Source organism: Fructobacillus americanaquae (genome assembly GCF_024029775.1).
GTDB classification, from domain to species: Bacteria; Bacillota; Bacilli; order Lactobacillales; family Lactobacillaceae; genus Fructobacillus; species Fructobacillus americanaquae.
The window spans coordinates 700,827-725,638 of the sequence record NZ_CP097122.1 but is presented as its reverse complement, the minus strand read 5'-3'; the positions used below and the strand labels follow the sequence as shown (position 1 = coordinate 725,638).

21 protein-coding genes and 1 tRNA gene are annotated in these 24,812 nt (G+C 44.6%); 18 read left to right on the top strand and 4 right to left on the bottom strand.

What is annotated here, in order from left to right; translation table 11 throughout:
- Position 1: 1 nt before the first annotated feature.
- From rpsF to dnaB, 6 genes are all read left to right on the top strand, one after another.
- Complete coding sequence (rpsF, locus tag M3M36_RS03450) at positions 2-298, top strand: 30S ribosomal protein S6 (RefSeq protein ID WP_252773247.1); 297 nt, start codon at positions 2-4, stop codon at positions 296-298.
- Positions 299-329: 31 nt separating this feature from the next.
- Positions 330-854 (top strand): single-stranded DNA-binding protein, encoded by a 525-nt coding sequence (ssb, locus tag M3M36_RS03445; protein ID WP_252773246.1) that lies wholly within the window; start codon positions 330-332, stop codon positions 852-854.
- Positions 855-884: 30 nt separating this feature from the next.
- Entirely contained in the window at positions 885-1,148 is a 264-nt protein-coding gene (gene rpsR / locus M3M36_RS03440) for a 30S ribosomal protein S18 (protein ID WP_047974917.1), read from the top strand.
- 218 nt (positions 1,149-1,366) lie between these two features.
- The gene (locus M3M36_RS03435; RefSeq protein WP_252773245.1) at positions 1,367-3,400 is read left to right on the top strand and encodes a DHH family phosphoesterase; all 2,034 of its coding nucleotides are present in this window, start codon (positions 1,367-1,369) and stop codon (positions 3,398-3,400) included.
- Positions 3,401-3,483: 83 nt separating this feature from the next.
- On the top strand, positions 3,484-3,936 hold the full coding sequence (gene rplI, locus M3M36_RS03430; protein WP_252773244.1) for a 50S ribosomal protein L9: 453 nt from the start codon (positions 3,484-3,486) through the stop codon (positions 3,934-3,936).
- Between the two features lies 1 nt (position 3,937).
- Positions 3,938-5,422 carry a replicative DNA helicase gene (gene dnaB / locus M3M36_RS03425; protein WP_252773243.1) on the top strand — a complete coding sequence of 495 codons (1,485 nt, stop codon included), beginning with the start codon at positions 3,938-3,940 and terminating at the stop codon, positions 5,420-5,422.
- Between the two features lie 75 nt (positions 5,423-5,497).
- Here dnaB and M3M36_RS03420 read toward each other — a convergent pair whose 3' ends face one another.
- Entirely contained in the window at positions 5,498-6,004 is a 507-nt protein-coding gene (locus tag M3M36_RS03420) for a YbaK/EbsC family protein (protein WP_252773242.1), read from the bottom strand.
- Between the two features lie 90 nt (positions 6,005-6,094).
- On the opposite strand from M3M36_RS03420, the gene M3M36_RS03415 reads away from it, so the two are divergent.
- From M3M36_RS03415 to M3M36_RS03380, 8 genes are all read left to right on the top strand, one after another.
- Positions 6,095-6,823: a GntR family transcriptional regulator gene (locus M3M36_RS03415; protein ID WP_252773241.1), complete on the top strand. Its 729-nt coding sequence runs from the start codon at positions 6,095-6,097 to the stop codon at positions 6,821-6,823.
- A gap of 220 nt (positions 6,824-7,043) precedes the next feature.
- On the top strand, positions 7,044-9,497 hold the full coding sequence (locus M3M36_RS03410; RefSeq protein ID WP_252773240.1) for a phosphoketolase family protein: 2,454 nt from the start codon (positions 7,044-7,046) through the stop codon (positions 9,495-9,497).
- Between the two features lie 113 nt (positions 9,498-9,610).
- Complete coding sequence (locus M3M36_RS03405) at positions 9,611-10,429, top strand: Cof-type HAD-IIB family hydrolase (RefSeq protein ID WP_252773239.1); 819 nt, start codon at positions 9,611-9,613, stop codon at positions 10,427-10,429.
- 133 nt (positions 10,430-10,562) lie between these two features.
- Positions 10,563-11,552, top strand: coding sequence for a ribose-phosphate diphosphokinase (locus tag M3M36_RS03400; protein WP_059394109.1), 990 nt, complete (start codon positions 10,563-10,565; stop codon positions 11,550-11,552).
- A 158-nt stretch (positions 11,553-11,710) separates the two neighbouring features.
- Positions 11,711-12,424 carry a response regulator YycF gene (yycF, locus tag M3M36_RS03395; protein WP_252773238.1) on the top strand — a complete coding sequence of 238 codons (714 nt, stop codon included), beginning with the start codon at positions 11,711-11,713 and terminating at the stop codon, positions 12,422-12,424.
- A 37-nt stretch (positions 12,425-12,461) separates the two neighbouring features.
- On the top strand, positions 12,462-14,339 hold the full coding sequence (locus tag M3M36_RS03390) for an ATP-binding protein (protein ID WP_252773237.1): 1,878 nt from the start codon (positions 12,462-12,464) through the stop codon (positions 14,337-14,339).
- A 71-nt stretch (positions 14,340-14,410) separates the two neighbouring features.
- Entirely contained in the window at positions 14,411-15,544 is a 1,134-nt protein-coding gene (locus tag M3M36_RS03385; RefSeq protein ID WP_252773236.1) for a S1C family serine protease, read from the top strand.
- 147 nt (positions 15,545-15,691) lie between these two features.
- Complete coding sequence (locus M3M36_RS03380; protein ID WP_252773235.1) at positions 15,692-16,336, top strand: deoxynucleoside kinase; 645 nt, start codon at positions 15,692-15,694, stop codon at positions 16,334-16,336.
- A gap of 154 nt (positions 16,337-16,490) precedes the next feature.
- On the opposite strand, the gene M3M36_RS03375 is transcribed toward M3M36_RS03380, so the two are convergent.
- The gene (locus tag M3M36_RS03375) at positions 16,491-17,447 is read right to left on the bottom strand and encodes a nucleoside hydrolase (RefSeq protein ID WP_252773234.1); all 957 of its coding nucleotides are present in this window, start codon (positions 17,445-17,447) and stop codon (positions 16,491-16,493) included.
- 76 nt (positions 17,448-17,523) lie between these two features.
- Here M3M36_RS03375 and M3M36_RS03370 point away from each other — a divergent pair, with 76 nt between their 5' ends.
- Together M3M36_RS03370 and M3M36_RS03365 are read left to right on the top strand one after the other, a co-directional pair.
- Entirely contained in the window at positions 17,524-18,519 is a 996-nt protein-coding gene (locus M3M36_RS03370) for an NAD(P)/FAD-dependent oxidoreductase (RefSeq protein WP_252773233.1), read from the top strand.
- A gap of 322 nt (positions 18,520-18,841) precedes the next feature.
- Positions 18,842-20,410, top strand: a complete 1,569-nt coding sequence (locus M3M36_RS03365) for a peptidoglycan amidohydrolase family protein (protein ID WP_252774396.1) — start codon at positions 18,842-18,844, stop codon at positions 20,408-20,410.
- A gap of 134 nt (positions 20,411-20,544) precedes the next feature.
- Here the strand turns inward: M3M36_RS03365 and M3M36_RS03360 are convergent.
- Positions 20,545-20,617, bottom strand: a tRNA-Lys gene (locus M3M36_RS03360).
- 119 nt (positions 20,618-20,736) lie between these two features.
- Positions 20,737-21,066, bottom strand: a complete 330-nt coding sequence (locus M3M36_RS03355; RefSeq protein WP_252774395.1) for a lactoylglutathione lyase — start codon at positions 21,064-21,066, stop codon at positions 20,737-20,739.
- A 137-nt stretch (positions 21,067-21,203) separates the two neighbouring features.
- Here M3M36_RS03355 and M3M36_RS03350 point away from each other — a divergent pair, with 137 nt between their 5' ends.
- Together M3M36_RS03350 and M3M36_RS03345 are read left to right on the top strand one after the other, a co-directional pair.
- Positions 21,204-22,760, top strand: coding sequence for an ABC-F family ATP-binding cassette domain-containing protein (locus M3M36_RS03350; protein WP_252774394.1), 1,557 nt, complete (start codon positions 21,204-21,206; stop codon positions 22,758-22,760).
- A 226-nt stretch (positions 22,761-22,986) separates the two neighbouring features.
- Entirely contained in the window at positions 22,987-24,627 is a 1,641-nt protein-coding gene (locus M3M36_RS03345) for a peptide ABC transporter substrate-binding protein (protein ID WP_252774393.1), read from the top strand.
- Positions 24,628-24,812 lie beyond the last annotated feature (185 nt).

Sequence of the window (24,812 nt, the reverse complement as noted above, 5' to 3'; positions counted from 1 at the left end):
CATGGCTACAGCATACGAATTAACATACATTATTCGCCCTGACATGGAAGCAGATGCAAAAAAGGCGCTCGTTGAACGCTTTGACAAGATCTTGGCTGACAACGGTGCGGAAGTTATCAAGTCAGCTGACTGGTCTAACCGTCGTTTCGCTTACGAAATCGCTGGTTACCGTGAAGGTACTTACCACGTCATCAACTTCAACGCTGAATCAGACGAAGCAGCAACTGAATTTGACCGTTTGGCTAAGATCTCATCTGACATCTTGCGTCAAATGATCGTTAAGCGCGACGCAGACTAAGACGCAATTCCACCGGGAAAGGACCTAAAAGATGATTAATCGAGTTGTTTTAATTGGACGGTTAACCCGTGACGTGGAATTGCGCTATACCCAATCCGGTGTAGCGGTGGGCTCCTTTTCACTTGCTGTGAATCGGAACTTCACTAATGCTAATGGAGACCGTGAAGCTGATTTTATTAACGCCGTTATCTGGCGAAAGTCGGCCGAAAACTTTGCCAACTTTACTGGCAAAGGGGCTTTGGTGGCAATCGAAGGTCGGTTGCAAACGCGTAATTATGAAAATAACGCCGGACAACGTGTTTATGTAACAGAAGTTGTCGTTGACAACTTCTCATTACTTGAATCAAAGGCTGAAAGTGAACGCCGTCGGGCCCAAAACGGGTCTGGTCAAGCGCAAGACTTCTCTGGCAACAGCCAGGACTTTGGTAACGCTGATCCATTTGCATCCGCAAATCAAAATAACAACCAACAAAGTGGTAACCAGCAAGGGGCAAACCCTTTTGCTGCCAATAATAATTCAGAAATTGATATTTCTGATGATGACCTGCCATTTTAATTTTACATCTCATTTGAAAGGAGACAGATTATGCCTGAACAAAACGCACGTCCACAACGCCGTCGTCCACAAGGTGGACCACGTCGTCGTCGTAAGGTTGACTTTATTGCAGCCAACCACATCGAATACGTGGATTACAAGGATACAGAATTGTTGGAACGTTTCATCTCAGAACGTGGTAAGATTTTGCCACGTCGTGTGACTGGAACTTCAGCAAAGAACCAACGCAAGGTTACGGCCGCTATCAAGCGCGCTCGGATCATGGCCTTGTTGCCATTCGTCACTGAAGACTAATGTGCAGGGAAACCAAGACAATTGTCTTGGTTTTTTTGTTCTAAAAGTCAGAACCTTGCTGGTCGTATGCTCAAAAAGGATTAACACTTTTGCGGTATATGTCAGAGTTGGTCTGGCTTTTTTCTTTTGGGTAGCTTGGTAGCTTCCTTTTCAACAGTCTTTTGTTCGTATGGTAAAATGTTAGGTAAGTATGTAAGCAAAGAATAGTTGAGGCCTTCATGAAAACATTTTCGAAGCTGCGGGCGTTATCCCGCTATCAACAAAATAAAAACTTTATGACAGGAACCATTGGCATGTTTATCGTGGCCTTTGTTTCTTTGATTCTGGCGCTATTGACCAATTGGATCTTAGGATTGGTTTGGTTTGTGTGCTTGGTGACCTTTTTTACCATCATGCTCAATGGGTTAATTCTAGCTAGCCAATCAAATGAGTCCTACCTAGAGGAGCTGACTTACCGAGTTAAACTAGGTCAGCAAGAGGCCATCTTAGAAATGCCGATGGGTATCATCCTTTTGGGTAAGGGGGAGCGGATTGTCTGGGTGAACCCCTACCTCCAAAACCTATTGATGGATCAAGATTTAATTGGGGAAAGTTTGTCTGAAGCAGATGGTGACCTGGCCTTTGCTGTGAAAAATTATGAAAACGATAAGGTTAACCGTTTTTCCTGGTTGGAACGTTCTTTTGACATTGCCTACCAGGAGCAGTTAGGTGTCATTTACCTCTTGGATGTGAGTGAAAATGAGGCTTTAAATCGTGATTTGACAGATCACCGCTTGGTAACTGGGCTGGTTTCGGTCGATAACTATGAAGAAGTGACAGAAGGAATGCCTGATTCTGAAACGTCGAAGTTGCGAACCTATGTGACGGGACAGTTGACGGACTGGGCTAAAAAGTACCATTTATACGTTCGCCGTTTGTCGCCGGTGACCTATTTATTGATGGGATACCAACGTGACTTGGCGCAGGCAGAAGACGAAAAATTCTCGGTCGTCAAGATGATCCGTGAAGCAACGGCTCAGCAAAATTCACCATTAACGCTTTCAATGGGAATTGCCTACGGTGAACAGGATATCAACTCTTTGGTTCAGTTAGCACAAACGAACCTGGATTTGGCATTGGGTCGTGGTGGTGACCAAGTAGTTGTGAAGGCCGAAGATCTGCCGGCCCGCTTCTATGGTGGCACAACGAATCCGATGGAAAAGCGAACACGTGTCCGTGCTCGGGTGATTTCACAAACCATTGCTGAATTGATGGATCAGTCTGATCAAATTTTTGTGGTTGGTCACCAAAGGCCAGATATGGATTCCGTTGGTTCGGCAATGGGCCTGTGGCGTTTCAGCCAAACACGAGACAAGAAAGCCTTTGTTGTTGTTAATGAGGGTGAAATTTTTTCAGATATCCAATCTCTCTTGGCGACTGTTCGAGCAGACCAAATGGGCGAAGGGAATCCGGGTGTTGATCTCGGTGCATCGATTATTAGCGAAAAAGAAGCGCTCGATTTAGCAACGGAGAAGTCATTGCTGATTTTGGTTGACCATGCCAAGGAAGCATTGGATGGGGCACCTGATTTATTGAAGGATTTGAAGGACCGAGTTGTGGTTATTGATCACCACCGTTTGGCGGAAAATGGCCTACCGGACAAGCCAATGCTGACGTATATCGAACCTTATGCTTCATCAACGTCAGAATTAGTCACGGAATTGCTACAGTACCAGAACCAAAAGGGTGCATCAATTACCGGGCTGGAAGCCACTGCCATGCTCGGTGGCATTCAAGTCGATACGAAAAACTTTGTTTTGCGGACGGGGTCAAGAACCTTTGATGCGGCTTCTTATTTGCGGGCTAATGGCGCCGATAACGAGTTACTCCAGTCCTTCTTGAAGGAAAAGTTTTCGGACTTTAAGGCACGTGCCGAATTGATTCACTTAGCTGAGATTAAAAATCATTCAGCGATTGCTGTTGGTGATAACGATACCGTCTATCAAAGTGTTATCGCGGCTCAGGCTGCTGATGAATTGCTGCAGGTTGAAGGGGTCAAGGCTTCCTTTGTACTCACAAAGCGTGATGATGGCCGAGTGGGAATTTCCGCCCGGTCAAATGGCGACTTTAATGTACAAACAATTATGGAAGACCTTGGCGGTGGTGGCCATTTGTCTAATGCCGCTACGCAAATGTCTGACGTGACGACAGACGAGGCGGCCGATCAACTCTTACAGGCCATTACTAGTCAAGAAGCGGAAGAAGCCGAATAAAGTTTTTGACAATGTTGTCATAAAATCAGTAAGATAAAACAAAGCATTTGGCTCGTGATGAACAAGCCCAAAAGGAGGCAAAGATGAAAGTTGTATTTTTGGAAGACGTCAAGGGGCGTGGTAAGAAGGGCGAAGTGAAGGAAGTTCCTGATGGCTACGCCAATAACTTCTTAATCAAGAATAAAAAAGCAGAACCAGCAACTGGGAAAAACCTCGGGGCAGTCAAGGGTCGACAGAAGGCCGAAGAAAAGTTGGCGGCCGAGGAATTGTCCGAGGCTAAGCAGTTGAAGGAAAAGCTAGAAAACGAAAAAACAGTTATCGAAATTAAGGGGAAGGCTGGTACCGATGGCCGCCTTTTTGGAGCTGTTTCAACAAAGCAAATCGTGGCCGCTTTGTCTGACCAGTACAAGGTAAAAATCGATAAGCGTAAGTTGCTTTTGAATCAACCAATTCACGCAATGGGCTTCACCACAGTTCCTGTTAAATTGCACCGCGACGTGATGGCAGATCTCCGCGTACACGTTAGCGAGGGTTAAAATGGCTGATGTTTCAGTAATGGGCAATGAGTACCGACAGGCACCCAATGATGAAGCAGCTGAACGTGCCGTTTTGGGTGCTATTTTCTTTGATGTTCAATCCGAGGCAGCGATTGTCGCAGCGGAAGCCATCCTTGACCCAAGCGATTTTTATCGACAGAAGCATCAAGAAATTTTTAAGGCGATGCAGCTGTTGGTTGAAGAGGAACGACCTGTTGATATCCTAACCCTGCAAGATAAACTGAATGCCATGGGCCAGCTAGAAAATGTAGGTGGTATCGACTATTTAGTTGAAATTTCACAGTCGTCGGCCTCTGCTTCAAACTTAAAATTTTATGCGCAAATCGTCCATGAAAAAGCGATTTTGCGCCGTTTGATTCAAACGTTAACCGAGTCCATGACGTTAGCCTATGATGGGTCTGAGCCATCGAGTGAATTGCTCGAGGAGCTCGGCCGTCAGCTTGACCGCCTGGCTCAAAACCAGGGCGATGATGATTTACGTCGAATTAAAGACGTTTTGAATGAGTTTCAAGAAAATTTGCAGGCCGCCAGTGAAAACGATAGCAAAGTTATCGGGATTGCTTCGGGTTATGACCAATTAGATGAGTTAACGCATGGCTTCCGTGAAGACCAAATGATTGTCATTGGTGCCCGTCCGGCCGTTGGAAAGACGGCTTTTGTCTTAAATATTGCTAAGAATGCAGCCAAAACCGAAAAGAAACCCGTTGTGATTTTTTCTTTGGAGATGGGGGCTGTTGACTTGGTAACTCGTTTAGTTGCTGCTGAAGGTGGGATTAATTCTAATAAATTGACCACTGGTAATATGCAAGATGAGGATTGGGCAGCATTGACGTTAGCCGTTCAATCATTGGCAAACATGCAGATTTATATGGATGACACGCCAGGAATTCGCATGGCTCAAATCTCGGCTAAGCTGCGAAAACTAGAACGTGAAGTTGTTGGGCGGCTGCCAGAAGAAGAGCGGGATGAAAATCCCCACCCATTGGGTCTGGTCATGATTGACTACCTAGGATTGATTGAATCTGCCAATAGTGAAAGCCGTCAGCAAGCCGTTTCTGAAGTTTCTCGTTCTATCAAGAAACTGGCAAAAGAATTGCACACGCCGATTATTGCCTTGGCTCAGCTTTCGCGTGGCGTTGAACAGCGTCAGGACCAACGACCAATTCTCTCTGATTTGCGTGAGTCCGGTTCGATCGAGCAGGATGCTGACATCGTGGCCTTTTTGTACCGTGATGATTACCATCCCAACCGAGCGGGTGAGGATGGCGATGAAGGTGGTAACCAGGTTGAGGAAGAAACAGTTGTTCCGATTGAAGTTCTTGTGGAAAAGAACCGTGCTGGAGCCAGGGGAAAGGCGGAGTTGATGTTTAACAAGCCAACTTTCAAATTCTCGAACATGGCCGGCACTTATCGCCAGGAACAATCGGGCTTTGGCCCAATTCCTGATATGTCACAGGGTTGGTAAACAACCAAAATCAAAGCAAAAGGCAGCACATTCAAAATCGATGTGCTGCCTTTTGCTTAGTTTTAAACGCTTGTTTTATGCTTCCGTTTCGGTTAAATCAACAAAGGGGGCGCCAATCATTGTCGCCAATTCTTGGGGATTTAATTTATCGGACCGACCGAGTTCGCCGGCTGAAACCAGGAAGTAGTCGGCTGCTTCTGCCTCTTTGGCGAAATAGATGGGAAAACCGTGGTTCTGCCAAATACCAACGGGATTGTTGGCACCGTGGACGTAGCCGGTGGTCGCCACTAATTCCTTGAGTGGCAACATGTGAGTCTTTTTGTTACCGGAAACGGCGGCCAATTTTTTCATATCTAAGCGCTTGGTGAGGGGGACAACGGCTATCAAGGGACCAGTTTTGTCACCCTTGACAGCTAGCGTTTTAAAAATGTCTGATTGTTGAATGCCTAATTCATCCATCTTAGCCGTAATTTCTGCTTCAGTTAAGTCCAAAGCGTTTAGCTCGAGTGGCTCATAGGCGACGCTATGCTTGTCGAGGACCTGTTCGGGTAATGTTTTTTTATCTTTTTTCTTCTTTGCCATGGTTCTATTTTAGCATAAGCAAAAAGCAGAAAAAAACAGTTGGAACCAATTTTGAAAAGTGGTCGGACCAATTATGCTACAATAGACATTATGTCAGAAGCAATTTATGTAATGGTGCAAGCCGATATTAAACAAAAAATTTATCAGGGTCATTATAAAGACCTTAAGTTACCTGATGAGCGAACATTAGCGGCTGATTACCAGGTTTCGCGTTCTTCAATTAAACGGGCCCTCAACGTATTGGTCCAGCAGGGGATTATCTTTAAGAAGCGGGGATCAGGGACATTTGTCAACCCTTTATACCTGAAAAATCAGGCAATCTTTCAACATGAGGGATCCAACCTGGGTGTTTCAGATTCTTTTCGAATTAATGGTCAAGCACCCAGCATTGAACTCCTGGACTTCCGGGTGATTCAGGCCACGCCAGAGCAGCAATCAGCATTATTTTTAAACGATGGCGATTTTGTTTACGAAATTAAGCGTCTGCGTAAGTTAGATGGTGTGCCATTCATGATTGAATATGGCTACGTGCCGATTTCTTTATTGCCAGGACTTAATCGGGAAACGGTGACTAAATCTATTTATGAATATGTTGAAAAACGGAAGTCAAAAACAGTGACGAGGTCGTTTATGACGATCATGACCGAGCCGTCGAATGTTGAAGAGCAGAAGCTGTTAAAGCTTAAGGCGACTGAGCCGGTCGGGATTATGGAAGGGATTTTTTTCATGGATGATGGGACACCATTGGAATATTCTAATATGCGCCTACACTACAAATACCTGCGTTATAATGCTTTCGTTTCACTTGGGTCGGAATAAGCCCAATTGAGTTAGCAAACAATTCTATGGAATGTGTTTAATAAAAGATTGATTGGACCGGTCCAATTAATAAAGAAATGCAACCAAAAACGAAAAAGTTAGACCCAAAGCCCTTTTTTTCTTGAACGAATGGAACACTCTCGATATAATAGGACTTGTAAATATATAGCCGGAGTTTGCAGAAGCGGGCTTCGTTGAAAGAAAAAGGAGTACTATTTACATGGTTGATTACAACTCAAAAGAGTACTTGGAACTTGTTGATAAGTGGTGGCGTGCAACCAACTATTTGTCAGCTGGGATGATTTTTTTGAAGTCAAACCCATTGTTCTCAGTAACTAAGACGCCTATTCAAGCTGAAGATGTTAAGGTTAAGCCAATCGGACACTGGGGAACTATCTCAGGTCAAACATTCTTGTATGCTCATGCTAACCGTTTGATCAACAAGTATGACTTGAACATGTTCTACATCGGTGGCCCTGGTCACGGTGGCCAAGTGATGGTTACGAACGCTTACCTTGATGGTGAATATACTGCTGATTACCCAGAAGTTACTCAAGACTTGAAGGGTATGTCAACTTTGTTCAAGCGCTTCTCATTCCCAGGTGGAATTGGTTCACACATGACTGCCCAAACTCCAGGTTCATTGCATGAAGGTGGAGAATTGGGTTACTCATTGTCACACGCATTCGGTGCCGTTTTGGACAACCCTGACCAAATCGCTTTTGCCGTTGTTGGTGATGGTGAAGCTGAAACTGGCCCATCAATGACTTCATGGCATTCAATCAAGTTCTTGAATGCTAAGAATGATGGTGCTGTTTTGCCAATCTTGGATTTGAACGGATTTAAGATTTCAAACCCAACTGTCTTCTCACGTATGTCAGATGAAGAAATCAAGAACTTCTTTGCAGGTCTTGGTTACTCAGCCCGTTTCATTGAAAACGCAGACATCCATGACTACATGGCTTACCACGAAAAGGCTGCTGATATCTTTGATACTGCTATTGAAGACATCCAAGCTATCCAAAAGGATGCCCGTGAAAATGGTAAGTATGAAGATGGTACAATTCCTGCATGGCCAGTGATCATTGCTCGCTTGCCAAAGGGTTGGGGTGGACCTACCCATGACCAAGCTGGAATGCCAATCGAAAACTCATTCCGTGCCCACCAAGTTCCATTGCCTTTGGCACAAGGAAAGTTGGACACATTGCCACAATTCGAAGAATGGATGAATTCATATAAGCCTGAAGAATTGTTTAACGCTGATGGTTCATTGAAGGATGAATTGAAGGCTATTGCTCCTAAGGGTGACAAGCGGATGTCAGCTAACCCAATCGCTAACGGTGGTCGTAAGCGCGGTGAAGATCTTAAGGATCTTGACTTGCCAGACTGGCGCGATTACGTAAACGACATCAACGCTGACAACCGTGGAACGATCTTGCCAGATGGTAACCGCAACATGGACATGTTCACTTTGTCAAACTACCTTGAAAAGGTAATGCAAATGAACCCTAAGTCATTCCGTGTCTTTGGTCCTGATGAAACAATGTCAAACCGTTTGTGGTCATTGTTTGATACTACTAACCGTCAATGGATGGAAGAAGTTAAGAACCCTAACGACCAATACGAAGCACCAGAAGGCCGTATCTTGGATGCTCAATTGTCAGAGCACCAAGCTGAAGGTTGGCTTGAAGGTTATACTTTGACTGGTCGTGTTGGAATCTTCGCTTCATACGAATCATTCTTGCGCGTTGTCGACTCAATGATTACTCAGCACTTCAAGTGGTTGCGTCACGCATCAGAACAAGCATGGCGTAATGACTACCCATCATTGAACTTGATTTCTACTTCAACTGCTTTCCAGCAGGACCACAACGGTTACACTCACCAGGATCCTGGTATGTTGACTCACTTGGCCGAAAAGAAGTCAGACTTCATCCGCCAATACTTGCCAGCCGATGGTAACTCAACTTTGGCAGTGATGGAACGCGCCTTCAGCGAACACTCAAAGGTTAACCACATGGTTATCTCAAAGCAACCACGTCAACAGTGGTTCTCAGCTGCTGAAGCTGAAGTGTTGGCTACTGAAGGTTTGAAGGTTATCGATTGGGCATCTACTGCACCATCAGCTGATGTGGATATCACATTTGCTTCTGCTGGTACAGAACCAACAATTGAAACTTTGGCCGCATTGTGGTTGGTTAACCAGGAATTCCCTGAAGTTAAGTTCCGCTATGTTAACGTTGTTGAATTGCTTCGTTTGCAGAAGAAGTCAGAATCAGCCGGAAACGACGAACGTGAATTATCAGATGACGAATTTAACAAGTTCTTCCAAGCTGATACACCAGTTATCTTCGGATTCCACGGATACGAAGACTTGGTTGAATCATTCTTCTTCGAGCGTAAGTTCCGCGGTGACGTCTTTGTTCACGGATACCGTGAAGATGGTGACATCACAACTACTTACGATATGCGCGTTTACTCACACCTTGATCGTTTCCACCAAGCTAAGGAAGCTGTTGCTGTCCTTGCAGACCGTGGTGCGGTTGACCAAGCTGCTGCTGATACATTCATCACTAAGATGGATGACATCTTGGCAAAGCACTTGAAGGTGACCCGTGAAGAAGGTCGCGATATCGAAGAATTCACTAAGTGGCAATGGTCTGCTTTGAAGTAAGCTATTAACACTTGAAAGAATCGCCTCGGCGGTTCTTTTTTTATACTCATTTGACGGCAAAATCTAACTAAACTTTGCTATAATTGACATAATCTTGAAAAGGGGCTAATTTTATGCAAACAATTAAACTTGTTTCAATTGATATTGACGGCACGCTTTATAATGATAATCGTGAGATTACACCGGCGGTAAAAAGTGCTATCCAAAAAGCGACGGCACAGGGGGTTCATGTGGTCATTACCACTGGGCGACCAGAAACAGGCGTTAAAAAGATTTTGAATGAATTAGATCTCTTGGGTGAAGATCATTATGTGATTACGCACAATGGTGGCTTGGTCCAAACAACAGACGGACAAAAGACCCTTCATCGAGCTGCTTTGCCATGGACTACTTTTTTGAAGGCGCAACAATTTGCAGAAGATCATAACACCTATATTCAGGTTGAATCAGACTCAGACGCCTATACGGTGATGACGAATGTAAATGTCTTTGCAAGCCAGGAAAACTTCGTGGTCAGCCTGCCACTAACTATCAAAGATGAAGTTTCAGAGCTGGAGGAAACTTCTTTTGTCAAGGCAATTGCTATTGGCGACGAAGGCTTTATGGATCAGATTCAAGCAAAGGTCCCGGCAGAGTTGAAGCAAGAGGCCAATGTTGTTCGTTCAACCCCGAATAATTTGGAATTTATGAATACGGCGGCTTCTAAGGGCCAGGCATTGTTAGCATTGGCAAAGGAGTTGGGCATCGATCAATCAGAAACAATGGCAATTGGTGACCAGGAAAACGATCACACAATGATTGAAGCTGCGGGTATTGGCGTTGCCATGGGAAATGCGGTACCTTCAATTAAGGCGATTGCCAACCAGGAGACAACGGATAACAACCATGATGGTGTTGCCAAGGCTATCGAACGCTTTATTTTAGCCAAATAATTAGTAGCAACAGATTAGTAACGTAAGATGACAAGCGGCGATGATAAAATCGGTCGCTTTTTTTGCCCAGTTACCTTGATTTTATTGTTATAATATATAAGAAATCGTTGTTCTTTAATCTGGAGTAGCAAAAATGACTAAGTCAAACCTAAAACTCTTTTCTCTCTCATCGAACCACCCCTTAGCAGAAAAAATCGCTGCTGAAGTCGGTGTGCCATTAAGTGACATTTCGGTGAAGCGCTTTGCTGATGGTGAGGTGCAAATTAACATTGAAGAATCTGTCCGTGGCGCAGATGTCTTTGTGATTCAATCAACATCCCAACCGGTTAACGATAACCTGATGGAATTGTTGATTATGATTGATGCCTTGAAGCGGGCATCAGCTGATCAAATCAACGTAGTTTTGCCTTATTACGGTTATGCTCGTCAGGACCGCAAGGCGCGCTCACGTGAACCAATTACAGCTAAGTTGGTTGCGAATATGATTGAACGAGCAGGAGCTACTCGCGTGATGGCTTTAGACTTGCACGCTGCTCAAATTCAAGGGTTCTTTGATCTACCGATGGATCACTTGCAAGGTGCTCCGCTTTTGGCCGATTACTTGATTGAAACCGGTATTGCCGACAAAGAAAACGCTGTTGTTGTTTCACCCGATCACGGTGGGATGACCCGTGCCCGTAATTTGAACAACATGCTTGGTTTAGAGGCACCTGTGGCAGTGATTGACAAGCGTCGTCCGAAGCCAAACGTAGCAGAGGTTGGCTCAATCGTTGGTGATGTTGCTGGTAAAACAGCCATCATGGTCGATGACATGATCGATACAGCCGGAACGATTACGCAGGGTGCTCAGCTTGTTTTGGAACATGGTGCTAAGGAAGTTTACGTGGCCGCATCACATGCCGTCTTCTCAGGACCAGCTTTGGAACGTTTGCAAAATTCTGTTTTCACTAAAGTTATTGTGACTGATTCGATTAACTTGCCAGATTCAAAGAAGTTTGACAAGCTGGAAATTGTTTCTGTTGGGGAATTGATTGGTGAAGCGATTCGTCGTGTTTCGTTGAACGAAGCAATTAGCCCGATGTTTAAACACCGCTTCCGCCGTCGTAGTTCTCAAGAAGACTAAGGCGTCTTAAGTTCGATAAAGGATTCTGATAAAGGACTATTTTTTGGCTGAAGTGTCAAAAGAGGTCTTTTTTTTGTGAAGATTATTCGTAAATTCACTGAAAGGCCAATTTTTTATGTTACAATAGCGAATGAAAAATGTTTTAATTGGAGACGCTTATGTATAAAATTTTAGTGGTTGATGATGAAAAGCCAATTTCGGATATCATCAAGTTCAACCTGGTAAAAGAGGGTTACGAGGTCGTAACGGCCAGTGACGGGGCCGAGGCATTGGAATTGTACAAGTCAGAAAACCCTGATTTGGTATTGTTAGACCAAATGCTTCCTGAAGTCGAGGGAATTGAAGTTTTGCGTCAAATTCGGGCCAAAGACAAGACACCTGTCATTATGGTAACGGCTAAGGATTCTGAAATTGACAAGGTGATTGGTTTGGAAATGGGTGCAGATGATTATATCACTAAGCCGTTCTCGAATCGTGAATTGGTTGCCCGCGTAAAGGCAAACTTACGTAACCGTCACACAACGAGCCAGTCAGATGATCCAGCAGTTAACCAAGAAGACATTCAGCTTGGCAACTTAATTATCCATACAAAGACTTATATGGTCACAAAGGATGGTGTTGACCTCGAATTGACCCATCGTGAATTTGAGTTACTCTCATATATGGCACAACATATTGGTCAAGTCATGAACCGTGAAAACTTACTTCGTCAGGTATGGGGTTATGACTACTTTGGCGATGTTCGTGCAGTTGATGTGACCGTTCGTCGTTTACGTGAAAAGATTGAAGATGTACCATCACATCCAGTTTGGTTAGGAACAAGACGTGGTGTTGGTTATTACCTCTCATCTGGTAAGAACCAAAATAAATAAAAAATTATGAAAGGACAGGCATTCGCTGTCAGGGATTATGAAAGTCATTGTTAAACTCTTACAATCGATTCGATTCCGGATAACCTTTGTCTTTGTCCTTTTTTTAATTGTCATTTTAGAATCATTCGGCGTTTTTTTCGTTCATCAAATTGAGCAGCATGACCTCATTGCCAGTGAGGCAGAGCTGACAATGCCAACCTATGTTACGAAAAAAATTGTCGAGGGTTTGGATGCGGGTTCTGGTAAGGAGAGCCGGGAAAAAATGGATACAGCCGTGAAGGATTTCGATTCCAACCTTGTCGAAAACGTCTTGGTTTATGATAAGTCCGGCAAAGTTGTTTCCAGTCAGTCGACAAAGAAGTCGCTATTACCAAAAACTATTGATTCTAATAGCGAGATTGCTCTGGATGGCGGTAATTCTTACCTTAAGATCCGGACACAAGACCGCGATCAAGGAAGCGGCCAACAGGCGGTGGTGACCCGGCAGCTTTATGCGAATGGGACGAATGCTCCTAGCAAATCGGGAGAAAAACCTGTTGGTGTGGTGGTGGTTTATGCTAGCCTCGCTAAGGTTTACGCCAATGCTCGTCAAATTTTGCTTTTGTTCTTGTTGGCTGGTCTGCTAACGCTGGTGGCTTCGGTTTATTTGGCCTTTATTCTGTCTCGGACGTTGACGCGGCCAATTGAAATCATCAATAAACAAACAGCGCGGATTGCGGCTGGTGATTATTCGATGGTCAACACAATTTCTGGTTCGGATGAAATTTCGCAGTTGGCCCACTCGGTCAATACGTTGTCAAACCGGATTGCAGAATCAACTGAAATCATTAGTAATGAACGTAACCGCCTCCATTCCGTCCTCCATCATATGGCTGATGGGGTTTTGCTGACGAATGCTAAAGGACAGCTAACGATTATTAACCAGGCAGCAACCAAGTTGCTTGGTGTCAGCGAACAAGCGGCACTGGGACAGCAGGTCTTTGACCTATTGGACCTCCCTGAATACCAAAGTATTCGGGATTTGATTAAACAGCAACGGTCCATGACGGTTGATGTCGGTCAGCGAATTATTGAAGTTCGGGTGTCTTTGATTAAGAATCCCTCTGGTTTGATTAATGCCATGGTTCTGATTTTGCACGATATCACGGAACAGAAAAAAATTGATCAGGATCGGCGTGACTTTGTTTCCAACGTCTCTCACGAACTGCGAACACCATTGACCACAGTAGCGTCCTACGTCGAGTCTTTGCAAGAAGGCGCTAAGGAAGATTCTAAAATTCTTGGTGAATTTTTGACGGTGATTCAAAACGAAACGGACCGGATGTCGCGAATGGTATCCGATTTGCTTGAGTTGTCGCGAATGGACCAGGGAACGATGGAAGTTAAGACGGAATTGGTTCAACTGAATACCATGTTGAATTTTATTTTGGATCGGTTTGAAATGATTTTGTTGTCACCGTCAAAGGATTTAAATTCGGATCGAAAGATTAAGATTGTTCGTCACATCCCAAAAGATCAGGAATTCTGGGTTGATATTGATTATGATAAGATGACCCAAGTCATCGATAATTTGATGAATAATGCTATTAAGTACTCACCTGATGGTGGCAGTATTACAGTGTCCCTTGAAAAATCAGGCGATAAAGCTTTGATTAGCATCAAAGACCAAGGACTGGGTATTCCAGTAGCTGACCAGGAGAAGGTCTTTAACCGTTTCTTCCGGGTGGATAAGTCGCGGTCGCGGGCCCAAGGCGGTACTGGACTGGGATTGGCAATCTCTAAAGAAGTGATTGAAAAGTTTAATGGTCGCATCTGGGTCGAATCAAAAGAAAATGAAGGCTCTACCTTTAAGATGACCCTTAATTATGTGCAGGACGATTTGTTATCGACTGAAAAGCAGTGGGATGAAGATTAAGTCTTTCGTGACCTTAATTTCTGCTTAATTTCAATCAGTTATAGTAGCGTTAACAAATTTTGGAGACGACCATGCAAAAGAACCTAACGAATTTGATTTTGGCTGGAGCCCTAGCCGGTGTAATTGGTGGTGGGGCTGTTTTAGCTGGACAAGAAATTTATCAAAATTATCAAGTAACGCACAGTCCTGTTCGGACCAAAGCGACAGCAACAAAAACGATGACGTCCAAGGATACGGCGACCAATGCTTATAACAAGGTGGCCAATTCTGTTGTCTCGGTGCTTAATTTTAAAAAGAGTGGTAACACTTATAATGAATCAACGGAAGGGTCTGGTTTTGTCTATAAAAAGGCTGAGGGCTCAGCCTTTATCGTCACCAACAATCACGTGATTGACGGTGCCGATAAGTTGCAGGTCATTACCAATGATAATAATACAGTTACGGCCGAGCTGGTTGGGAAGGACGCTTTAACTGATTTGGCCGTATTGAAAATCACTGATTCTTCAACGATTTCAACTGCCGCCTTTGGGGACTCAGATCAAATTTCTGTTGGTCAACAGGTATTGGCAATTGGATCACCACTGGGGTCACAGTACGCTTCCTCAGTAACAGAAGGGATTATATCGGCCACGAAGCGTTTGGTTCAGGCTGATGATGATTCCGGCCAAAACTATGGTGGCTCCACGGTTATTCAAACCGATGCCGCTATTAATCCCGGTAATTCAGGTGGCCCGTTAATTAACTTAGCGGGACAGGTAGTTGGAATCAATTCAATGAAGTTGTCATCATCATCAAACGGTACGGCGGTTGAAGGGATTGGCTTTGCCATCCCTTCGGATCAGGTTGTCGACATCGTTAATAAGTTGGTGAAAGATGGTAAGGTGACGAGGCCAGCCCTGGGAATTCAGATGATTAATCTGTCACAGGTTCCCGTTAATGAGCAGCAGTCAACGCTCAAAATTCCAAATACCGTTAATGGTGGTGTGGTTCTTTACAAGGTCAACAGCGGTTCGCCAGCAGATAAGGCGGGCTTGAAGAAGTATGACGTCATTGTTGGTATTGATGGTAAGACAGTTGCTAACCAGGCTGATTTGCGTGAGCAGCTTTACACGCATAAGGTCGGCGACAAGACAACGTTGACTTACTATCGTGGTACTGAAAAGAAGACGGTTACCCTTAAGTTAAATCAGACTTTGCAGTCATAAGCTTTCGAATACCTATCGATTTCAAAACAAAAAGTCGACCAAAATGTTGGTCGACTTTTTTATGTTAAAAGTTAGCGACGAAGGCGGAATTGCCGTTGAGATTTTGCTATACTTAAAAAAGTGATAAATGAGGAGAATGATGAACATATGATTGTATTAGCCGGGACAATTGGTGCTGGAAAAACCAGTTTGACAGAGATTTTAGCAAAACATTTGGGTGGTCGCGCCTACTATGAAAGTGTGGATAACAACCCAATTTTGCCACTCTTTTACCAGGACCCCAAGAAATACAGTTTCTTGCTCCAAGTTTACTTTTTGAACACCCGGTTGGACCAGATTCACGAGGGACAAAAAGAGAAGAATGCGGTCATGGATCGGTCAATTTTTGAAGATGCCCTACTTTTCCAGCTCAATGCTGATTTAGGTCGAGCAACGCAGACCGAAGTCGACATTTATAAGGATTTGGTCAATAATGTCTTGGAAGAAGTTTCAGAGGAAAACAAGACGAAAACGCCGGATTTGTTAATCCATGTTCGCGTTTCGTTGGAGACAATGTTAGCTCGAATTAAGAAGCGCGGTCGTCCTTACGAGCAGATTGAGCAGGACCCAGACTTGTACCAATACTATGCGGACCTAAATGCTCGCTATGATGCTTGGTTCGACCAATACGACCGTTCCCCAAAGCTCCAAATTAATGGTGATGAGCTTAACTTTGTTAAGGATGCCACTGCTAAGGAGCGGGTTTTGGCCCTTGTTGATCAAAAGCTAGCAGAATTGGCTACCGACAAGTAATCAAAGTGGTGCTGACTTTGCTGATTGAGTAGAGGGGCTAATGTACAAGAATCTGGATCGGTAAAATTTCATCAAAAAAGACTTAGCTAAGTGACTAATGGACCTTGTAATATGCGCATGTCACTGGTTAAGTCTTTTTATTTGGTGGGAATTTTCAGGCGAGAACCTTGAGCATCATCTGCTGAAAATCAGAGACAAAACGGTCTTGGTCAACTAAAACGGCAGCCTTTGAAATCGTTGGTTCCAAAAGTTTGGTCTTGTCGCCAATTGTTCGACCGTAGTCACCTGATTCTTGGTCGTAAGTGACCTGCATGTTTAAGTCCAAAGTGCTTACATAGCTTGGGTCAACAGCAACCGCCACGGCTAGTGGATCATGGAGGGCGGCTCCTTTTTTATCGATATCTAAGTTATAATAAGCATCAATGTAGTAGTCCATGATGTCAGCGTAGTTCTGACCGGCAGTTGTGCCGAGATTACGCCACTCTTGTGTATGCTTCTTGGTTAAAAGCGTTCGTAGAGTGACATCAAGGCCAACCATGGTGAGGTTTTCCTGATTTTTAAAAACAAAGTCGGCGGCTTCGGGGTCTTGGTGAATGTTAGCTTCCGTAAAGGGCGTCACGTTACCAGGAACCGTTAAAGCCCCCCCCATCAAAGTTGTTTGGCCAATCAACTTGGCAAGGCTTGGATCTTTCTCAAGGGCCTTGGCCAAGTTCGTCAAAGGACCAGTTGGAAGGTAAATTAGTTCGTCCTTGTATTGGTGAGCGGCTTCAATTAAGAAATCGATACCGTTTTGGCTGTCAACAGTACGTGTTGAGGCCTCAACTTCGACATCGCCGATACCATTTCGACCGTGAATGGCCTGTGAGATTGGCATGACAGTGAAGTCAGTGGTGGTCGATGAATGTGACTCACCAATGAAAACGGGAACGTCATGGGCGCCTAAGAGGTCTAAGAGGTCAAGTGAATTCTTGGCCGTGACATTGGTCAGGGCATTGCCATAGGTGGCAATAATCCCAATTAAGTCGATGTCATCATGGCCGATGGCATAAGCCAAGGCTAAGGCATCATCAATACCAGTGTCGAGATCTAAAATCATTTTTTTGCGAGACATTGCGCATTCTCCTTTAGTTTGGGTACACTTCATTATAGCAAAATTGTTAGGTAAAACACGAAGAAAGCGATTCGAAATGGAAAAAACGTACGATATTATTGTTGTTGGTGGTGGTCCGGTGGGCCTTTTTGCTGCCTTCTATGCTGGCTTGCGCAATACCAAGGTGCTTTTATTAGAAGCCTTAACGGATCTTGGCGGTCAGGTGCAAACACTCTACCCCGATAAAAAAATTTGGGATGTCGCGGGACTGCCAGGGGTATCTGGCCGAGAATTGGTTAAACGCCTTAAAAACCAGTTGGCTAAGTTTCCGGTTGATGTTCAGACCGAGGCCAAGGTCACGGATATTGTTCGTGCCGGTAAAAACTGGCACATCGCAATTAATGGCGGGCAAACGAGTGTGACTGGTCGATCGGTGATTTTGGCAACTGGTAAGGGGGCTTTTGAGCCACGACGGTTGCAGATTGAAAATGAGGCTGAACTAGAGGGAAAGGGTTTGTCTTATTTTGCCCCGAATCTTGCGCTTTATCAAAATCAGGAAGTGGCGGTCCTCGGCGGTGGTGATTCAGCGGTTGATTTAGCCCAGCAATTAGACGCGATTGCTAAGAAGACTTACCTGATTCACCGACGAGACCAATTTCGGGCCCTGGAACAGGCTGTATTGGCTTTAGAGAAAACAAAGGTGATTAAGAAAACGCCTAAAAAAGTTGAAAGCGCACAACAAACGGCTGATGGTCGACTAGAATTGACGCTACAACATGTTAAAGATCAAGGTCAGCAAGAGAAGTTAGTGGTGGATAATCTCCTTGTTCAGTATGGCTTTTTAACAAAGGGACAGGCCGATACTGGTTGGCAAGTGGACCTTGATTGGGATTCAGCTGGCATCGTTGTGACTGACCAGATCAAAACAAAGCAACCAGCTCTTTTTGCAATTGGGGATGCTTCATCTTATCTGGGTCATGTTGATTTAATGGCCACTGGCTTTGGTCAAGCACCGGCGGCGGTGAATGCAGCGATTGCTGCCATTGACCCTGATCGAAGCGGACCTGGCCATTCATCTTCAATGAACTTGTAAAAGAAAGTTTTCGCTACCAGGATGGGGGCGGGAACTTTTTTGCTGTCGATTTGGTTATCAAAACAAAATCTTTTGCCTGATTTTGATAGGGTTGCCTTTTTTTGACCTGTTACTGTAACAATTTTGACGCCAATACTGTACAATAGAGTCGGAGAAGGTTTATAGCGTAGCCAAGTTATTTTCCTTTGGGAATAATTAAATTTTTTTGAATTCGGATAACCAGTCTGATTTTAAAACTATCAAAAAGATGGCCGAACTCATGACGTTCGGTTTAGTAGCTATGCTCGAAATATTGTCATTCAGAAAACGGAGGTAATCAACCATGACGGATAATAATCAAGACAAGCACCTTAGACATCGGTTAATGTTTACAGCAAGTGCGACGACATTAGCAGCAACGGGCGCTGTTTTTGGGGCGACCGTTTTGAACCAAAATCAAACAGCCAGTGCTGACCAAGTTCAGGGCCAGGCACAATCTCAAGTTGACCAACAAAGCCAATGGCAGGCAAACTCGCTTGACCAGGTCAAGGCTGCCATTGCAAAGCAAGGCCAAGGACAAAATATTCATGGCTATGCGACACAGTGGGGGGACACACTGGATGTGATTGCCCAGGCTTATGGTTTGAGCACGGAACAGGCGGCCCAGCAGTTGGGCTTGGATGACCAAGGGTTGTTGATTTCAGGCTATCGCTTGGGTGCCCAGGCCCAAGTGATCCAAAAGCTTAAAGATGATGGTGTCTTATTGTCTGCTGGAGTTGCTCAGGTAAGCCAGAGCCAAACTAGTCAGCCAAACTTGGTGTTGATGCAAAAGGGTGCACCAACGACTGATTCCGCTCAGGTGGCTGCCGATTCGCAAGCCAGCTCACAAGCAGTCAGCCAGGGAAGTCAAACGGGTAGTCAGACAGCAACGACTGCCGCTGCTCAATCAGTTGCTCAGAGCCAGTCTTTGTCCGTGGCTAGTTCGCAGGCTAGCGCCCAGTCAATGGCAGCTAGTGTCAATCAAAATCAAGTTAGTCAAGCGGTGTCCGTTGCTGGTTCAAGTGCTGGTGCACAACAGTCAAATACTGACCAGACCGATACAATTGAGCAAAATGCTGCTCAAGGAGCTGGGTCACAGTCAGCCGATTTGTACTCACAGACGCAGTCTTTGAGTCAGGCACAAGCAGCAGCTTCACAAGCACCTAGCTCACAGGCTACTGTCTCACAGGCTGGTATTTCCCAAGTAGCCAATTCAGAAGCAACTACCTCACAGGTACAAAGTTCTCAAGCGGCCACTTCACAAGCGGTGGCATCCCAAGCACCTGTCTCACAAGCTGTCGTTTCAGAGGCACCGGCTTCCCAAGCAGCAACGTCACAGGTAGCTACTTCCCAAGCCCCAGCTTCGACAAGTGCAGCCGTACAACAAACGGCTACCACGAATAAGGTCAATACGGATCAGGTTATTAATTGGTTCTATGACAACCAAGGCAAGTTGACTTATTCTATGACGGGGTCTCGTGATGGCGCCGATGGGACGGCTGACTGTTCCGGTGCAATGACGGAAGCCTTGTATGAGGCGGGGGCTTCCAAGCCGGCTTACTTGTATAATACGGATTCTTTGCACGGTTATTTGGAACAAAACGGTTATCAACTAATTTCAACGAATACGCCATGGGATGCTCAACGTGGTGATATCGTTATTTGGGGTCAGCAGGGTGCCTCAGGTGGATCTGCTGGTCACGTTCAAATCATTGTCTCAAACGATCCAAATGCCCGCGCCATTTCCGTTAATTATGTAACGGGCGGCCAAACGGGTACGGCTGTTCAAGAATGGAATTATGACGCAGCCTATAATTACACGGCAAAGGCCAATGGTGGTAACCTGGCCTATTATGTTTACCGACAAGCGTAAGTAGCTAAAAAGCTAATGATACCAGAGATGGTGTCATTAGCTTTTTTGGTATCTGTTGCATACCAATCAGTTTAGTTAGACGATTTTTGGGAACACAAAAAAATCCTTGAGGATTGCCTCAAGGATTGCTGTAGTGGTCAGTCAGGGGCTCGAACCCTGGACCCACGGATTAAGAGTCCGTTGCTCTACCAACTGAGCTAACTAACCATGGAGTTGTCTTAAACAACAAAAAATAGTATACCATGGTTACAGCGGTGGAGCAAGTGTTTTAACGAAAATAAGTCGATATTTCAATAAAATTTTTTAATGAGCTCAGTGATACAACATCAGGCATTCGCCTCAATGACGACGGTATTACCCTCGGAATCCTTAACCGTCACCGCCACTTTATTGTTAAAACGTTCTTCCTCTTTTTCGATGACAACAAAATTATTGGCTAAGTGCTGTTTTAATTCAGGGAGGTGGTCACGAACCAAGAGCTCAAAAATAGTTTTGGATTGACTCTGAACAAAAGTAAGGTCTTCGTGGTCAACAACTAAGATGCGGTCAGTTTGGGCACCACTTTGAGGAAGGTCAAAGACGTCGCGCCAGAAACGAAAGGCACGGTTGGGGTCTTGTGCGGGAATTTTTTTATGGTTGAGTTTACGAGCTTTCATTTACTTTGATTCTCCAAAAAAGCGGTTCACGTTATAAGAGCAAAGAATAGTAATTTGCTAGGTTCTTTTATTCAGTATAGCCCAAAGAGGGGGTCTTGACCATGCTTGTCAAGGCAAAGTGTGGTAAACTAAGTCTTATGGCATTATTAGAAGTAAGTGGGCTCTCGATGGCCTACGCAGAAAAAACATTATATGACGATGCTGACTTGGAATTGCAAGCCGGCGAACACATGGGGATTGTCGGTCAAAACGGGGCTGGTAAGTCAACTTTGATTCGGATTTTGACCGGGCAAGTTTTGCCCCTTTCGGGCCGAATTGACTGGGCGAAAAATCTGAAAATTGGCTACTTGGATCAGTATGCAGAAATTCCAGAGGGGATGACTCTGGTTGATTTCTTGCATACGGCTTACAAGGATCTCTATGCTAAGCAGGATCGCGCAACGGAATTGTATGAAAAGTACGCCGCTACCGCCGATGACAAGCTGCTTGAGCGAGCAGGACGCCTACAAGAAGAACTGGATGCTGCTGGTTTCTATGACGTTGATACTGAAATCGAACGGGTGATTTCTGGTCTAGGCTTGGAAGCCATTGGGCGGGACCGCGAACTAGAACACATGTCTGGTGGTCAGCGTGCCAAGGTTATCTTGGCTAAGTTGCTCTTGGAAAATGACGACGTCATTATCCTTGATGAGCCGACCAACTATTTGGATGTTGCGCACATCGAATGGTTGGAAGGCTTTTTGCAGGGATTTGAAGGCGCAGCCATGATTATTTCGCATGACTTTGATTTCTTGGATAAGGTAACGAACGCGATTGCTGACGTTTCTTTTGGTAAAATTACCAAGTATCGCGGTTCTTTCCAAAAGGCGATGCGTCAAAAAGAAGAACGTTCTGAGCAGCAGCTGCGTCAGTATGAGAAACAGCAGGTTGAGATTGCTAAAGCTGAAAAGTTCATTGCCAAGAACAAGGCCCGTGCTTCAACTTCAAAGCAGGCCAAGTCTCGTGAAAAGATGCTGGCCCGGATGGATAAGGTGGATCCACCTTCAGAAAACCTGAAGGCGAAATTTAACTTCCCATACGTTAACTCCCAGTCGGCCGCCGCTTTGACGGTGACTGATTTGTCAGTTGGCTATGATCAGGCAATCTTGGAACCCGTGTCATTCTCATTAACAACGGAAAAGAAGATTGTCTTTGCTGGGTTCAACGGGGCAGGAAAGTCGACGTTGATCAAGTCCATTTTGGGCGAAATTCCTTCACTTGGCGGTCAAGTGGAATTTTCACCTTTAGCTGTCGTGAATTACTTTGACCAGGATTTAGACTGGGATAATGACCAGCAGACGCCATTACAGGCGATGCAAGACTTATTCCCTACGATTTTGCCAAAAGAATTGCGGCAGCGTTTGGCGGGCGCCGGCATTAATGCTGAAAATGCCCAAAAGCCATTGTTCCAGCTTTCTGGAGGGGAGCAGACGAAGGTTAAGCTGGCCATTATGGAGATGAAGCCGTCAAACTTCTTAATCCTTGATGAGCCAACGAACCACTTGGATGAAGAAACGAAACAAGCTTTGTATAAGGCGATTAAAGCCTTTCCTGGTAACGCTATTATCGTTTCTCACGAAGTTTCCTTTACGAAGGATTTAGCGGATCAAAGCTTGAACGTGGCTGCTTTGTCTTACAAGGAAAATCCGGAATAAGTCGGTTAAAAGTGAATAATCAATACCTAAAGAATGATTTTGTTAACAAAATCATTCTTTTTTTGATGTCAGGAAAAAGAACAAATCCCGGCAAAATGAGCATTTTAAGCGGTAAACTAAGCGTCGAAACAACAAAATAATCATTTTTATTAAAAAATTATTTGAAAATGGTGTGTTTGTCTGATAAGATTAAACAAACATTAAGTTGTACCGAGGAGGAAGCATCATGAAACGATGGCAGAAATGGACTGTTGCGGCAGTCGTTGTTCTGGTCGCAGTTGGGGGATCTCGAGCTGCTGGCTGGTGGGGGACAAGTCCCGCAGATGATAAATCAACGTTAAACTTTGGTTTGGCAACTGATATTCAAACATTAGATATGTCCAAGGCGACTGACCAATATTCCGATACCATTCTTGGAAATACGGAAGCGAACTTGTTACGTACAAATGCCAAGGGGGACGTTGTCCCTGACTTGGCTAAGTCATATAGCGTCTCATCAGACGGTTTGACTTATACCGTTCAATTGCGTTCCGGATTGAAGTGGTCAGATGGTTCTGCCTTGACTGCTAAGGACTTTGTATACTCATGGCAGCGAATTGCTGATCCAAAGACTGCCTCACAATACTCATACCTGACATCAGGTGTGAAGAATGCTGATGATATCGTGGCTGGTAAGAAGCCAGTGTCTGATTTGGGTGTTAAGGCTGATGGCAATACATTGACTTTCACGTTGGAAAAGCCAATGCCACAATTTAAGTACCTGTTGAGTTTCGCTCAATTCACGCCACAGAAGGAATCTTTCGTCAAGGAAAAGGGTTCTAAGTATGGTACAACTGCAGCCGATCAAATCTATTCAGGTGCTTACAAGTTCGAAGGCTGGAATGGAACCAACGGTAAGTTCAAGATGGTCAAGAACGATAACTATTGGGATGCCAAGAATGTCAAGACAAAGACGATTAACTGGCAAGTTATTAAGAACCCTGAAACTGCGATTAAGTTGTACAAGCAAGGTAAGATTGATCGCGCTGCGATTACCAACTCACCTGAAATGTACTCAGCTAACAAGAACAACAAGGATGTTGTCAATAGTGCGCTGGCTTCAGCAACTTACTTGGAGTATAACCAGGCAAAGAACCCATTCTTGCAAAACGAAAAGATTCGCGAAGCTTTGAACTTGGCAACCAACCGTAAGGACTTGGCTTCACAGGCAACGGGTGGTACCCGTGATGCTGCTAAGAGCTTGGTTTCAAACAACTTGGTTAAGGCTTCAAATGGTGAGGACTTGTCTACTTATGTTGCCCCTGGCTACACTTACGACAAGGAAAAGGCACAGAAACTCTTTGCTGAAGGAATCAAGGAAGTTAACAAGGGTAAGATGAACGTTACCCTGGAAACGGATGCTGATAGCCCAATTGCTAAGAATACTGTTGACTACTTGAAGCAAGCTTACGAATCAACCTTTGGTGACCAAATCTCAATCACTGAGAAGATTGTGCCATTCAAGCAACGTCTACAAGATTCACAAAACGGTAACTTTGATATTGTTGTTTCTAACTGGAACGGTGATTATCCTGATGGTTCAACCTTCTACGATATGTTCAAGGCAACTGACACTGGTATGAACAACGGTCAGTTCAAGAACCAAGATTACATTGACGCCGTAACAAAGGCCGAAAGTACAGATGCTAACAACCCATCTGCCCGTGATGCTGACTGGAAGGCAGCTGAAAAGGCTTTGATGGACTCTGCAAACATCAACCCATTGCTTTCATGGAAGGGTGCTTCATTGGCCCGTCCAAATGTTAAGGGTGTTGTGACAAACCCTGCTGGTTTGCCACTAGATGTTACTCGGGCATACCGGAAGTAATGCAATTTAACAACTATTCAATTTGAATACACTAGGCAGGTCATTGAGAGAGACGTCCCGTATGATAATGGACACCCTTTATGTGACCTGCCTTTGATGTGAAAAGTGTCTTGCTAAAAAGGCCATATTAAATTAGTTTAAACAAACAACGATAACTTCGTTATAGCACTAGGAGAGTCATTCAA